Consider the following 13,382-nt stretch of genomic DNA (forward strand, 5'->3'; position numbering starts at 1 on the left):
CAGCACTTTGCCCGAGACGATCGGTGCGCTCGCCGGCAAGACAGGCCTGTTCGGAGACAACGCCGATCGCCGGCACGCGCTTTTCCGGATCGATGCGCTGGCGTCGCATGTTCGCCAATCCGCCAAGACCTGGCAACGTCGCCTCGCGGCCGAATGCGGTTCGGAACGCTGGAAGCGGGAAAAGCAGGACGTGGTCGAGATTCTGGGCCCGAGCCGCCAGAGCGAGGCGCTGCTGCGAAAGCTCGACGATCTCGCCCATACCGACAAGGCAAAGTTCGTCGAGCAACTGGCGGGGACACCGGAGGGGCGTCGAGCGCTTGCCGAGGCAAAGGACATCGCCAGCGCGATCGAAACGCGCTTCGGTCGCGCCGATCCCTCAGATCTCGCGGATCAGCTGAAGCGAGTGGGGCCTGATCAGGCTGGGGACGTCGGGCGTATCCGCCAGGTTGCTCGCCTTGCCGATCGTAGTCATCGTGCCGAGCTCACGCAGCAGATGGAGTTGCAGCGCTCACTGAAGCGCGGCAAGTCCTTGGGGCTTGGGATTTAGACCACCCGCTATGATCGGCTCGGAGCGGGTCGACGTCGGACGGCTGATCGGCGATAGATCAATCAGCGACGTCGATGCCGCCATCTCGCTCTATGATCTGATGGAGGATGGCATGGGTGTTCTTCTCGCTGCCTCACCTGAGGGAAGCGTACCCGAACTCGTTGCAGGCACCACGGCACGCGGATGGTCTCTTCGAAATGCGCCGCACCGAGCCCCGTCTGCTCTGCCCGTGCCATGGTGAGCGGAGCCCCATTTCACGGGAGAATTATATCGCCGATCTCGTGCCTGCGGCGCTTTAGGATCGCCAGTATCCGCTCGAGCAGTGCAGGCAGCTCCCCCTTCGGCGTTTGGGAGTAGGTGGTAAAGGCCGCGCGGGCGGCTTCGATCGCCCTTTCCGCATCGGCGGCACTGCCGATTGCGATCGTTCCGGTGGATTGCTCGGTCGACGGATCGAACACGTCGAGCTCTCTCAGCCTATCGGGGCGACCCATTCACCGTCGATATAGAATTTATGGGCGTTTTCCATGAGGCCATCCTCCAAGTCGAACCGCATTTAAAAGTCGGCAACTTTACCCCAGGCGGATGTCTGGAAGCGGTCGGGATGGTAAGGCCTGGGCTCAACGATCGGCTCATCGCCTGTGACGATATCGGCAATCAGATGACCGGCGCCAGGCCCGATGCCGAAGCCGTGGCCGCTGAAGCCGGCAGCGAGGATGAAACCGGGCAGGGTGGCGATCTCGCCGATCCCCGGCACGCCGTCGGGCGTGCTGTCGATATAGCCTGCCCAGGTCGCGCTGATGGCGGTTTTCTTCAAGTCGGGCAGAAGTTCGAGCGCCCGCGCATGCGTAAGTGCAATGGTTGCCTCATCGACGGTCGGGTCGAGGATGCGCATGCGCTCCATTGGCGTCGGCCTATCGAGCCGCCAGCGGGCCAGAGACTCGTGGCCGGAGCGAAAGCCCTCCAACCCGCCTGGTGCGAGACTGCGCCAGCGTCGGGCGAACATCGGCAGGAACTGCCGCGCGAAGCGGAACTGCTGTGGCGTCGGATCAACACGGGCGCGGCCGCTGATCGCCAGCGTGTGGCCGCCATCGCGGCGTCGCGTCACCGAAACGGCTGATGTGTGCAACGCATCCGGCAAGCTGCTTGCGCCGGGAGATACAGATAGGATCGATGAGCGTATCGAAGCTTGCGGAAATCGAATGCCGAGCTGGCGGCAGAAGGAGGAGGCCCAGGCGCCGCCGGCGAGGACCGCGATTTTCGTGCGGATCGTGCCATGCTCGGTGACGACGCCGGAGAGCCTGCCACCTTCGACGTCGAGGCCGCGGGCAGCACAGGATTGATGCACCGTGCCGCCGAGTTTCAGGATCGCACGCGCAACGGCTGGCGCAGCACTCGCCGGATCGGCGGTGCCGTCGGTCGGCGAAAACACCCCGCCCTTCCATGAGGCGCCGGTGGCACGCCCGCGTTCGGTCGCTTCGGCGCTGCTCAGCATGTGCGTCGTGACGCCGACCGAGCGGGCGAAGTCGCGCCAGCGTGCCCAGCCGGACAGTTCATCGTCGCTATTGCTGAGATAGAAGAGGCCGCAGCGACGGAAGCCCGTATCCTCACCGGTCTCAGTGGCGAAGCGCTCCCACAGGTCGAGGCTCTTCGTCGACATCGGCAGTTCACGGGCGTCGCGATTCTGCTGGCGGCACCAGCCCCAGTTGCGGCTCGATTGCTCGGCGCCGATCAGGCCCTTCTCAACGAGGGCGACCTTCAATCCGCGCCGGGCGAGATAATAGGCCGTGAAAACGCCGACGATGCCGCCGCCGATAACCACCGCATCAGCGGTGGAAGGCAGTTCCGGCGTGGTGTCGACGCGATTGAGAGGTGCGGGCATGGGAGAGTCTCCGTTTTAACCGTAGTGTAGCGGATCCGACGCCACGGCTTTGCCGGAGATCGGTTGGTGGCAGCAGAAGATTCCGTGTTGGGCGGATGCCCGCAGCCGTTTGTGCTTCGGCCTGCCTCGCAACGCGATCGACAGGCCAGCATCATGTGTTAAGGTTGGCGTCGGAAAGCAGCAGCATAATCTGCTGTGTGATTGGCGATCTCGAGCAAGTGAGGGCGTGTGAGATGAAACTCGACCGGATCGACGTAAAAATTCTCTACGAACTGCAGAAGAATGGCCGCGTCACCAATGTGGAGCTCGCCGAACTGGTCAATCTGTCGCCTAGCCCCTGCTTGATGCGGGTGAAGAAGCTGCAATCTGAAGGCTATATCGAAGGCTATTCGGCCCAGATCAACGTCAGCAAGCTCGGGCAGACGCTGACGGTGTTTACCGAGATCACCCTGAAGAACCACCGGCAGATCGACTTCGCCCGCTTCCTTGCGGCGATCGAAAAAGTCGACCAGGTGATCGAATGCCATCTGGTTTCGGGCGGCTACGATTATCTGCTGAAATTCGTCACCGCCGGGATCGACGAATATCAGACTATCATGGAGCGGCTTACCGACCTGGACGTCGGTATCGACAAGTATTTCAGCTTCGTCGTCCTGAAATCGCCGATCGTCAAAGCCCACATGCCTTTGACCACCTTGTTTCCGCTTTAGCCGGCGGGAAGGACCGCGACCGGGCCCCGCTCCTGATCCTCAAACTCCCCCTGGCCGAGCGTCCCAACGCAAACTCTCAGGGTTCCACACCGGCCTCACCCAGTTGCATCTCTCCGATCTAATTAGTCCTGCGCAGATACCGATTCTCTCTGTCGCAGGTTGTTCTCCCTATAATTGAAGCTTCATACTGGTTGGAAGGACTTGCGACAGAATTTCGGGATTGGTCTCCAAGGCCATATTCGCTGCCACTTGGAGATCCTGTGCCGTGGAGCCCAGGCTTTTCAACACGACCTGACCGAGTGCGCGCCGGGTCTGGCAAGCGTCTTGCCTGTGGTTTCGAGGAGGGCAGCGCTGTAACACCTCGACTCGGCGGTCAGTGCCGGCAATAGGCCCGCACCAGCTCCGGATCCTGCTGGAGCCCATCGAGCCAGGCCGGATCGAGCGTCGGCACCGACGAGAAGAGCAGCTGCGAATAGGGATGTTGCGGCGTCTTCACTGTCGAGGATGTGATTTCCTCGACCTTGCGGCCTCCATACATCACGACGATCTCGTCGCAGATCGCCTCCACCACCGAGAGGTCGTGGCTGATGAAGATATAGGAGAGGCCGAGTTCGCGCTGCAATTCCTTGAGCAGGTCGATGACCGCCGCGGCGACCACCGTGTCAAGCGCCGAGGTGATCTCATCGCAGAGGATCAGCTTCGGATCGGCGGCGAGCGCCCGGGCGAAGTTGACGCGCTGTTTCTGTCCGCCCGAGAGTTCGCCCGGCCGGCGATGGCGCAGATTGCGGGGCAGGCGCACCATGTCGAGCAGTTGATCGATCCGGGCGTTCCGTGCCTTTCGATCCATGCGGTGGTAAAAGACCAGAGGTCTGTCGAGGATGTCCTCAACCGATTTTGCCGGATTGAGCGCGGTATCGGCATATTGGAAGACGATCTGCATCTCGCGCAACTCATCGCGGGAGCGCTCGCGGGCGTTGCGATGCAGTTCCGTGCCGTCGAAGACGATCTTGCCGACCGCCGCCGGCAGGATGCCGGCGATTGTGCGGGCGAGCGTCGACTTGCCGCAACCGGATTCGCCGATAATACCGAGATTGCGGCCCCTTTCTACCTTCAGGCTAACATGCTCGACCGCGCGAACGAGCGGCAGGCCATCAGCCTGGCGCTGCCCATAGCCCGCGACAAGACCTTCGATGCTCAGCAGGGGAGCCGTCGCGGGTTCGGCGGGGCCACTTGCGCCGCGCGGTTTCGGTTCGAAGGCTGCGAGCAGCTCCCTGGTATAGGGGTGCTTGGCATTGTTGAGGATTTCGTCGGTGGTGCCGGTTTCCTGGGTCTCTCCGCCTTTCAAGACCACGATGCGGTCGGCGATCTGGGCGACGACAGCAAGGTCGTGCGAGACATAAACGCCAGCGATGCCCCCCTTTTTCATCACCGATTTGAAAGCCCGCAGCACTTCGATCTGGGTGGTGACGTCGAGCGCTGTCGTCGGCTCATCGAAGATGACGAGGGTCGGGTCGCCGATCAGCGCCATGGCGGCGGCCAGACGCTGCAGCTGGCCACCGGAAACCTGGTGCGGATAACGGCTGCCGATCGTCTCAGGTTCCGGGAGCGACAGCGCCCGGAAGAGCTCGACTGCCCTGGCACGCGCATCGTCCGGCGACATCAGCTGATGAATACGCGTGACTTCGATCACCTGGTCCATGATCGATGTGGCGGGATTGAAAGCGGCAGCCGCCGATTGCGGGACATAGGCGACTTCGGTGCCGCGTACCTTGGCGCGCTGCTTCTCGCTGAGCGTGACCATGTCCTTGCCGCCGACCGAAACGCTGCCGCCGGAGATACGACAGCCCGCACGGGTATGGCCCATCAGGGTCAGGGCGATGGTTGTCTTGCCCGAGCCGCTCTCGCCGATCAGCGCAACGATCTCGCCCTCGGCAACATCGAGGCTGACACCCTTGATGATCTCGACGCGTCGACCGGAATCGGTGGTGGCCTCGACCTTCAGGTCACGGATTTCGATGAAATTGCTCATGACGTGCTCCGGTCGCGAATTTTCTGCGGCAGGTTATCAATCAGCAGGTTGACGCTGATCGTCAGGCTGGCGATGGCAAGCGAGGGAAACATCACCGCCGGCGCACCAAACGGCAGGCCGCCGATATTCTCGCGCACCAGCGCTCCCCAGTCGGCATAGGGCGGCTGGACGCCGAGACCGAGGAAGGAAAGCCCGGAGAGCAGCAGAACGATGAAGACGAAGCGGATGCCGAGATCGGCAAGCACCGGCCCGACAATGTTGGGCAGGATCTCTGAGCGAATGAGATAGAGGGTGCTTTCGCCGCGGATGCGCGCGACCGTAATGAAATCCATCGCATTGATGTTGACGGCGAGCGCCCGGGCGAAGCGATAAGCGCCGGGGATGTAGATCACCGACAGCGTCATGATCAGGACCGGGACCGAGGAGCCGACGGCAGCGACGACCACCAGGCCGAACAGCTTGCTCGGGATGGAGTTGAGGGCGTCGAGGAAGCGGCTGAGGATCGTGTCCAGCCAGCCGCCGGCGACCGCTGCGATCATGCCGAGCACGACGCCGCTGAAGCATGCGATCGTGACCGCCGCCAGCGAGATACCGACCGTGTAGCGTGCGCCCATCAGAATCCGCGAGAGCATGTCGCGACCGAGATAATCGGAGCCGAGCCAGAGTTCCCGGCTCATCGGGCCGAAATAGTCGAGATCGATGATCTCGCCGACGGGGTAGGGGAGGATCCATGGCGCGAAGATCGCGACGAGCGCCCATAACAGGATCACAGTGAAGCCGATCGCGCCGACGATGTTGAAGCGATAGCCAAACCGGGTTCCGGACAGCCGGCCGGAGGTGGTTTCGGAACGGGTCATGGTCATCGGAGCCTCGGATTGGAAAGGATGGCGATGATATCCGCGATGGTGATCAGCAGCAGGTAGCCCAGGCAGAAGATCATCGCGCAGCTCTGGATTAGCGGCAGATCGCGGGTGGCGACGGCATCCAGCATCAGCTTGGCGATACCGGGATAGTTGAAAATGGTCTCGACGATGATCACGCCTCCGAGCAGATAGGACAGCGAAAGCGCAACGGCATTGACGATCGGGCCGAGCGCATTCGGCAGTGCATGGCGAAACACGATGCGCGGCCGGGAGGCGCCTTTGAGCAATGCCATCTCGACATAGGGTGTGTTGAGCGTCTCGATGACAGCCGCGCGCGTCATGCGGATCATCTGCGCCGAGACGACGAAGGTGAGGGTGATCACCGGCATGGCATAGACGCGCAACAGATCGGTCATACTATGGACCTCATTGGCGAAAGACAGCGCCGGCAGCCATTTCAGGTAGACGGCGAAGATGAGCGCGGCGGAGGTCGCGACCATGAACTCCGGCACGGAGATGACGCCGATCGTGATCACGGTGACGATCCGGTCGTAAAGGGTGCCGCGCAACATCGCCGCAGTGATCCCGAGCGTCAGCGCGATCGGTACGGAGAACAGTGCGGTGACGCCGGCAAGTTTCAGCGTGTTGACGAAGCGGCCGGCGATGAGAGCGGCGATCGGCATTTCGTTGGCATAGGACGTGCCGAGGTCGCCCTGCAGCAGCCCGACTAACCAGCGCAGGAAACGAAAGAGCGCCGGCTCGTCGAGATGCATGGCCTTGCGCAGGCCCTCGACGGCTTCTGGCGTGGCGGCTTGGCCGAGCAGGATCGTCGCCGTATCTCCAGGCAACAGCGTTGTCGCGAAGAAGACGGCGAAGGAGACGATCACCAGAGTGATCACGGCGACGAACAATCTGCTCAGTACAAGGGATAAGACCTGGCGGTTCACGGGCGTCTTCCCTTTGCGTTCGAGTTGAGTTCCATCAATGCAGATGGAGGAACTGGGGGCGGCTGCAGCCCCAGTCTCCTTTGCTTAATCAGGCTTCAAGCCAGACATATTCCGCGAAAGCGTATCCCATCTGGCCGCCGAGCGGGTTGGCTTCCAGGCCCTTGAGCTTGGCAGTCGTGGCATCGACGTTCGAGATATAGGCCGGAATGATAGTGCCGGCTTCCTGGGCGACCATGCCCTGCATCTCGTTATAGATCGTCTTGCGCTTGTCTTGATCGAGAGAGCCGCGCGCCTCGATCAGCATCTTGTCGAACTTCTCCGACTTGTAGTGGCTTTCGTTCCACGGAGCGTCCGAGGTGTAGAGCAGGGAGAAAAGGATATCGGGGGTCGGCCGCGGGTTGATATTGCCAAAGTGGATCGGTGCCTTGAGCCAGTAATTGTCCCAATAACCGTCAGATGGCACTCGCTGCACATCGAGCTTCATGCCGATTTCTGCGCCGGCCGCCTGGATGATCATGGCCATGTCGATCGAGGAGCTCGCCGCATCGGAAGCGATGATCGGAATGGATTGGCCAAGCACGCCGGCCTTGTCGAAGTGGAACTTCGCCTTCTCAGGATCAAAGGCTCGCGCTTTCAGCTCTGCGTCATGATAGAAGTTCGCCGGTGAAACGGGTTGATCGTTGCCGACTTCACCGAGACCGCGTAGCGCCGATTTGACGATCTGTTCGCGGTTGACGAGATACTTCATGCCCTCGATGAAGTCCCGCTTGTTGCCGGGCTCCATATCCAGTCGCATGTTGAGATTGGTATAGTTGCCGGACGTCGTCTTAGACAAGGTGAAGCCGTCGCCCTGGGCCTCGACAAGGCGCATAGAGCGCGGATTGATCGTGGCTGCAAGATGGATGTCGCCCGCAAGCAGTGCGTTGACACGGGCATTGTCGTCGCTGATCGCGAAATATTCGAAGGAATCGACGTTCGGGCCGGATTTCCAGTAGTTCTTGTTCTTGATCCCGACCGAGCGAACGCCCGGCTCGAAGACTTCCTTGACGAAAGCGCCGGTGCCGTTGGCCTTGGTGAAATCGGTCGTGCCGTCGGAAACGATCATGAAGTGATGCATCGACAGGATGGTCGGCAGGTCGGCATTCGGGCTGGCGAGCGTGATCTCGACGGTCTGCTTGTCGACCGCCTTGAAGCCGGTCATCTGGGCGGCGATCTTTGCGACCTTCGAGCCGACGGATGGGTCCAGATGGCGCTTCAGCGAGAAAACCACGTCATCGGCGGTCAGCGGCTTGCCGTCATGGAAGGTAACGCCGTTCTTCAGCTTGACCGTCCAGGTCTTCGCATCCTTGGACTCGATCGCTTCGGCAAGCTCCATCTGCGGCGTGCCTGATTTGTCGAGGAAGGTGAGGCGGTTATAGAAGGAGCAGCACCGGACATAGTCGGTGGAGAGCGACGCCTTGGCGGGGTCCAGCGTATCGGCCGTGGAGGACGACCAGCCGGCCGCCTTGAGCGTGCCGCCGGAAACCGGCGTGGCGGCGAGCGCCTTGCCGGCGCGGCCAAGCACGAGCCCGCCGGCTGATATGGCCACGCCGCCCGCAAGCATCATATGCAGCAATTCGCGACGGGTGGCGCCACGGCGGATGGCGGTTTCGACCATGGCGTCGTCGGATCTGGTCCAATTGGTGATCTTGTCGTTCATCTCATTCCCCTTTTCTTCTGTGGCGGGCTGCCCGTTGCGGGCAGGCCCGATCTGCTTTCAAAGTCAGGCGCGCGCGGCAGCCACGGCATCAGCAAGGCCGGCCATGGAGGTGAAATGGTAATCGGGTTTGGTGAACTCGGCCGGCTCGATCGTGCCGCCGTAACCCTTCTCGGCATGTCGCCGCTCGATCCAGCAATTGGTCAGCCCGAGTTTCCTGGAAATGCCGATATCGTGGTACTGGCTCTGGGCGACATGCAGGATGTCGTCCTTCGAATGTCCTTCCGAGGCGACGTAATCGAACACCTTCTCGAAGAAGGCGGGATCGGGTTTCTCAGTCCCCGTATCATCCGCCGTGAAGGCGGCATAAAAGGGATTGCCGAGCTCTTTCTCGAAGAAATCGAATGCCCAGCGGCGGGCGTTGGTCATCGCAACGAGGCGGTAATCCTTCGCAAGACTGGCCAGCGCTGCGGCGCTGTCTGCAAAACCCTTCCAGCCCTTCGCCGAATCCCGCAGCCGTTCGCCATATTCTTGATCGGCGGGCAGACCGAGCTTCGGGGCGATCGCCAGGTAGACGCGCACGAGGTCGTCGGGAAAGAGGTCGGCATCCTTTGAGTAGCGGGCTGCGCGGTAGAGGCCAAGCGCCTGCTCGCCGTCGATTTCAGTCCCCGCCTCGGTCGCGATCTCGGCGAGGCAGGTCTTGAGGCCGCCTTCGAAGTCGATGAGCGTGCCGACGACATCGAAGGTCATATATTTGAATTCCGGAAGGCTCTTGCTCACGTGAATTCCCCAGTGTTCGGCTCCGGTGGGAGCGCGGTTCTCGAAGAAGAAAATTCTGTTCCGCCGGCGGGGTCATTGTCCCGCTCTTGTATGGAAGGCCCGCATGTGCCGGGATCCAGGCCTTTCGTTGATTTCAGTGTGTCACCTGCACCGCGCCGGATTCGCCGAATAGGCGCCATGAGGCGGCACAAAATACCGAATCTGACCGTTTCGCGGTATTCTCAGGCCTGCAGCGCCCGACGCACATCCGGGTCCTCCAGCGTCTCGTCCAGGGTGATGCGGGTGCGCTCAACGATCGCGTCTATCTCCGTTTCGGTGCAGCAGAGCGGCGGAGCATAGCCAAGCACGCCGTTGCCGAAGGCGCGGATGACGAGGCCGTGCTCCCAGGCGCGATCGAAGATACGGCGGGCGGGTTCGGCGGATGCCGGCAACGGCGTCTTGTTCACCTTGTCGACCACGAGCTCGACGGCGGCGAGCATGCCGCGGCCGCGGACATCGCCGACGAGCGGATGATCCCTCAGCGACTCCAGGCCCTGCATCAGCCGCGCGCCGGCCCTGACACCATTTTCGAGAAGGCCGTTTTCGTAGAGCTTCAGGACTTCGAGCCCGACCGCGGCGCTGACGGGATGGGCCGAATAGGTGTAGCCATGGCCGACGGCGGCAGCACCCGCGCCTTCGGCAATCGTTTCATAGACATGATCGGCCATGAAGACGGCGCCCATGGGGACGTAGCCCGATGTGAGGCCCTTGGCGGTCGTCATGAAGTCAGGGACGACCTCATCCTCGGTGCAGGCAAAAAGCGGGCCTGTGCGGCCAAAGCCGGTGATCACTTCGTCCGCGACGAAAAGGATGTCGTGCGCGCGGCAGAATTCGCGCATGGCTTTCATCCAGCCTTTCGGGGGCACCAGAACGCCGCCCGAGCCCTGGATCGGCTCGACGTAGAAAGCGGCAACGCGTTCCGGCCCGATCGCTTCGACCTTGCTTTTCAGCGCCGCAAGCGAGGCGTCGATGATCGCTTGCGGATTGTCGCCCACCGGGTTGCGATAGGCGTAGTGAGACGGAATTTTATGCTGCCAGTCGAAGGGAACGCCGAAGCCTGCATGGAAGGCAGGGAGCGCCGTCAGGCCCGCGCCGACCGTCGAGGAGCCATGATAGCCCTGGTCGACCGAGATGAACTGATCGCGCTCGGGCTGTCCACGGGCGTTCCAGTAGTAGCGGATGAAGCGGATCGTGCTGTCTATCGCATCGGATCCGCCGAGCGTGAAATAGACATGGTTGAGATCGCCCGGCGCGCGGTCGGCGAGTTCGCCGGCCAGCCGGATCGCGGGCTCGGAGCCGAGGCCGAAATAGGCCGTCGCATAGGGAAGCTCCCGCATCTGCCGGGCCGCTGCCTCGACGATGCTCTCGTGGCCATAACCGGCATTGACGCACCAGAGGCCGGCAAAGCCGTCGATCAGTTGCTTGCCCGATGCGTCGGTGACCGTCGCGCCCTTCGCAGAGGCCAGCACGCGCACGCCAAGCTTTTCGTGGCCGCGGTAGGAGGCGACCGGATGAATGAGGTGGGCGCGATCGAGTTCGATGAGGGAATTGCTGTACATGGAGATCTCCGGATCAGCCGAGTGCCTGGCTGGCGAGGGCAAAGGTGGTGGCGGTCGGATCGGCAGCGTCGTTGGCCAACGGCTTTCTCATCGTGATTCCGCCGCCGACATGGGAGAGCCCCTGTTCGGCGAGCCAAGGGGAAAGTCCGGCGTCTGCAGTGGTATCGACCCTGAGGAACCGTCCGGGCCGTCTGGCGATGAAATGTTCGATGAGTGTCCTGGCCTCGCCGAGGTCGGCGGCCACCACGGGTCCGATCACTTCGCCGCGGCCGAAAGGACGCAGGCAAGCGAACCCGGAAATACGGCCGTCACGGCGAATGACGGCGAATTCGCCGATCCCGGCGAGATAGGAGAGCAGCCCTTCGCGGTCGGCGCCGAAGGCAAGTCGGTCGAGTGCCGCGATGGCAGGAAGGTCGGCGTCGGTAGCGGCTTGCGTTTCCGCCGGCGCGGCAATTTCTCCGGCAAGACCTTGGTGCTGCAGCACGGTTCCCGTCTCGCGGAAGCCAAGCTTTTGGTAGAGCGGCAGACCTGCCGTCGTCGCCACCAGCCTCAGCGGCCGGTCTCCCGCGGTCAGCAATGCGGCGTCCATCAGCCTGCGGCCGAGGCCGCGCCCGCGCATCGTCTCGTCGACGATGACCATGTTGATGGTCGCACAATCCCCCTTGTATGGTGTGACGAGCACGGTGCCGACGACCTTGCCGTCCTCGACCGCGACCATCGCTTCGCTCAAGGCGAGCGCCAGCTGCCAGTCTTCCGTCCGATGCGGCCAGCCCGCCTGTCGCGAGAGCGCGACGGCGGCTTCCAGATGGTCCGGGCCGAACGGGACGATTTCGATCTGACTTGCTTGCATGGGGGCGTCCTTCATGTCGTGCCCGCCAGTCTGCCGGAGCGCCGGCGGGCAGATCGTCTGAAGGCCATGGTTCAGGCAGTATCTTATGGCTTTGCTATCATCGGCCGCCGCATCTTATGCTAGAACCAACCGATATGCGTCCTATCCAGATCCTGGCGGTGGGTCCTGGCGCTCGACACATCACGGACATGCGATGGGCATGTCAGTGCATCATCGCCAGCGCTGCCGTAAAAAAATCTTCGCCTCCGAAGTTCCCCGATTTCAACGCCAGAAGCATATCGCCCTGGGCATTGCCGACCGTGCGCAGCACCGGCACGCCAGGCGCAATCTCCGGGCCGATCAGAAATGCCGGAATGGCAAGCCTGTCGACCGCCGCGCCTGAGGTTTCACCGCCGGCGACTACGAGGCGCCGCACGCCTCTCTCCACCAGTTCGGCTGTGATGATCGACGTCGCGGTCTCGATCGCGTGGCCGGAGGCTTCCCTTCCATGCAGCGATTGCAGTCGGGACACGGTTTCAGGCGCAGCACTCGCGGCAATGACGAGGGGGCCGGCGGAGATGCGGTCTCCGGCCCAGGAAATCGCTGCGGCGATCTCATCGGGACCGGCAAGCAGCCGTTCCGGGTCGAGCCGCAGGACGGGCATCGACCGTTCGGCGACGTCGATCTGGTGGAGTGTCGCCTTGGAGCAACTGCCGGCAACGATGGCGGAAAGCCCACCCACCGGGCGAATGGCGTCCGCCGTCGTTGCGCCGTCGGACGATATCCGACCGGAGCGGACGAGCGCGCGGGCAAGGCCGAGGCCGAGGCCGGACGCACCGGTGGACACCGGCGTTTCAAGAGCGACCTCGCCGAGCGTTTCAAGATCGCGTTCGAAAATCGCATCGGCGATAACAGCAGTGACGCCTGCCGCGCGCAGGGAGTCTAGCCTTGCCTTGACGGCGCCGGGTCCGGCCGCGATGGCTGTGAGATCGACCAGTCCGACAGCGTTGCGCGATTGTTGGGTGAGAACCCGCACGAGATTGGCGTCATGCATCGGATTGAGGGGGTGATCCTTGAGCGGGCTTTCGTTCAACGGCTGGCCCCCGACGAAGAGATGGCCAAGATAGACGGTGCGTCCCGTTTCCGGAAAGGCGGGTGTCACCAGCACGGAGCCGCCTCCGGCCGCCTCGCTTAATGCCTCGGTGACCGGACCGATATTGCCGGCATCGGTGGAATCGAAGGTCGAGCAGATCTTGTAAAGCACATGGCCGGCACCCCGCTGGCGCAGCCATCGTTCGGCGCTTGCCGCCGCCGCCACGGCATCGGAGGCCGGGACGGCGCGGATCTTCAGGGAAACAACCACAGCGTCGACATCCGGTAGTGCCAGCGACGGATCGGGGATGCCGACCGTCTGCACCGTGCGCAGACCGTTCTTCGTCAGCGTGTTGGCGAGGTCGGAAGCGCCGGTATAGTCGTCAGCAATTGATCCGAGCAAAATAGCCAT

Annotated in this window: 11 protein-coding genes and 2 pseudogenes; 3 read left to right on the plus strand and 10 right to left on the minus strand. The window is 62.6% G+C overall.

Translation table 11 applies throughout. The annotated features are described in order from the left end of the window. Together A6U98_RS37400 and A6U98_RS37920 are read left to right on the plus strand one after the other, a co-directional pair. Window positions 1-547 (plus strand): annotated as a pseudogene (locus A6U98_RS37400) (Ti-type conjugative transfer relaxase TraA); the annotation flags it as partial. A 10-nt stretch (window positions 548-557) separates the two neighbouring features. Beyond that, window positions 558-788 carry a hypothetical protein gene (locus A6U98_RS37920; RefSeq protein WP_064655369.1) on the plus strand — a complete coding sequence of 77 codons (231 nt, stop codon included), beginning with the start codon at window positions 558-560 and terminating at the stop codon, window positions 786-788. On the opposite strand, the pseudogene A6U98_RS36510 reads toward A6U98_RS37920, so the two are convergent. Both A6U98_RS36510 and A6U98_RS32665 read right to left on the minus strand, forming a co-directional pair. Further along, a pseudogene (locus tag A6U98_RS36510) lies at window positions 727-1,073 on the minus strand (aldehyde dehydrogenase family protein); the annotation flags it as partial. The gene A6U98_RS37920 and the pseudogene A6U98_RS36510 overlap by 62 nt on opposite strands. A 27-nt stretch (window positions 1,074-1,100) precedes the next feature. Beyond that, entirely contained in the window at window positions 1,101-2,426 is a 1,326-nt protein-coding gene (locus A6U98_RS32665) for an FAD-binding oxidoreductase (protein ID WP_064655371.1), read from the minus strand. A 233-nt stretch (window positions 2,427-2,659) separates the two neighbouring features. Here A6U98_RS32665 and A6U98_RS32670 point away from each other — a divergent pair, with 233 nt between their 5' ends. Beyond that, on the plus strand, window positions 2,660-3,136 hold the full coding sequence (locus A6U98_RS32670; protein ID WP_018445089.1) for an Lrp/AsnC family transcriptional regulator: 477 nt from the start codon (window positions 2,660-2,662) through the stop codon (window positions 3,134-3,136). Between the two features lie 373 nt (window positions 3,137-3,509). Here A6U98_RS32670 and A6U98_RS32675 read toward each other — a convergent pair whose 3' ends face one another. The 8 genes from A6U98_RS32675 to otnK all read right to left on the minus strand — a co-directional run bounded on the left by A6U98_RS32675 (window position 3,510) and on the right by otnK (window position 13,382). After that, on the minus strand, window positions 3,510-5,165 hold the full coding sequence (locus tag A6U98_RS32675; RefSeq protein ID WP_064655372.1) for an ABC transporter ATP-binding protein: 1,656 nt from the start codon (window positions 5,163-5,165) through the stop codon (window positions 3,510-3,512). Next, window positions 5,162-6,028 (minus strand): ABC transporter permease, encoded by an 867-nt coding sequence (locus tag A6U98_RS32680; protein ID WP_064655373.1) that lies wholly within the window; start codon window positions 6,026-6,028, stop codon window positions 5,162-5,164. The genes A6U98_RS32675 and A6U98_RS32680 overlap by 4 nt, the downstream gene beginning before the upstream one ends. After that, on the minus strand, window positions 6,025-6,975 hold the full coding sequence (locus A6U98_RS32685; protein ID WP_064655374.1) for an ABC transporter permease: 951 nt from the start codon (window positions 6,973-6,975) through the stop codon (window positions 6,025-6,027). The genes A6U98_RS32680 and A6U98_RS32685 overlap by 4 nt, the downstream gene beginning before the upstream one ends. Before the next feature lie 88 nt (window positions 6,976-7,063). Further along, window positions 7,064-8,674: an ABC transporter substrate-binding protein gene (locus tag A6U98_RS32690; protein ID WP_064655375.1), complete on the minus strand. Its 1,611-nt coding sequence runs from the start codon at window positions 8,672-8,674 to the stop codon at window positions 7,064-7,066. 63 nt (window positions 8,675-8,737) lie between these two features. After that, a complete protein-coding gene (locus A6U98_RS32695; protein WP_064655376.1) occupies window positions 8,738-9,451 on the minus strand; it encodes an HAD-IA family hydrolase in 714 nt (237 codons plus the stop codon). Between the two features lie 221 nt (window positions 9,452-9,672). Further along, a complete protein-coding gene (locus A6U98_RS32700) occupies window positions 9,673-11,049 on the minus strand; it encodes an aspartate aminotransferase family protein (protein ID WP_064655377.1) in 1,377 nt (458 codons plus the stop codon). Window positions 11,050-11,062: 13 nt separating this feature from the next. Beyond that, entirely contained in the window at window positions 11,063-11,899 is an 837-nt protein-coding gene (locus A6U98_RS32705; protein WP_064655378.1) for a GNAT family N-acetyltransferase, read from the minus strand. Between the two features lie 202 nt (window positions 11,900-12,101). Next, window positions 12,102-13,382, minus strand: a complete 1,281-nt coding sequence (gene otnK, locus A6U98_RS32710; RefSeq protein WP_064655379.1) for a 3-oxo-tetronate kinase — start codon at window positions 13,380-13,382, stop codon at window positions 12,102-12,104.

Source organism: Rhizobium sp. WYCCWR10014 (genome assembly GCF_001657485.1).
Taxonomy (GTDB): domain Bacteria; phylum Pseudomonadota; class Alphaproteobacteria; order Rhizobiales; family Rhizobiaceae; genus Rhizobium.

Bases quoted from the DNA above. Each gene is read 5' to 3' on its own strand.
- A6U98_RS37920 (WP_064655369.1), top strand. From the start codon at position 558: ATGATCGGCTCGGAGCGGGTCGACGTCGGACGGCTGATCGGCGATAGA.
- A6U98_RS32665 (WP_064655371.1), bottom strand. From the start codon at position 2,426: ATGCCCGCACCTCTCAATCGCGTCGACACCACGCCGGAACTGCCTTCC.
- A6U98_RS32670 (WP_018445089.1), top strand. From the start codon at position 2,660: ATGAAACTCGACCGGATCGACGTAAAAATTCTCTACGAACTGCAGAAG.
- A6U98_RS32675 (WP_064655372.1), bottom strand. From the start codon at position 5,165: ATGAGCAATTTCATCGAAATCCGTGACCTGAAGGTCGAGGCCACCACC.
- A6U98_RS32680 (WP_064655373.1), bottom strand. From the start codon at position 6,028: ATGACCATGACCCGTTCCGAAACCACCTCCGGCCGGCTGTCCGGAACC.
- A6U98_RS32690 (WP_064655375.1), bottom strand. From the start codon at position 8,674: ATGAACGACAAGATCACCAATTGGACCAGATCCGACGACGCCATGGTC.
- A6U98_RS32700 (WP_064655377.1), bottom strand. From the start codon at position 11,049: ATGTACAGCAATTCCCTCATCGAACTCGATCGCGCCCACCTCATTCAT.
- A6U98_RS32705 (WP_064655378.1), bottom strand. From the start codon at position 11,899: ATGCAAGCAAGTCAGATCGAAATCGTCCCGTTCGGCCCGGACCATCTG.
- otnK (WP_064655379.1), bottom strand. From the start codon at position 13,382: ATGGCTATTTTGCTCGGATCAATTGCTGACGACTATACCGGCGCTTCC.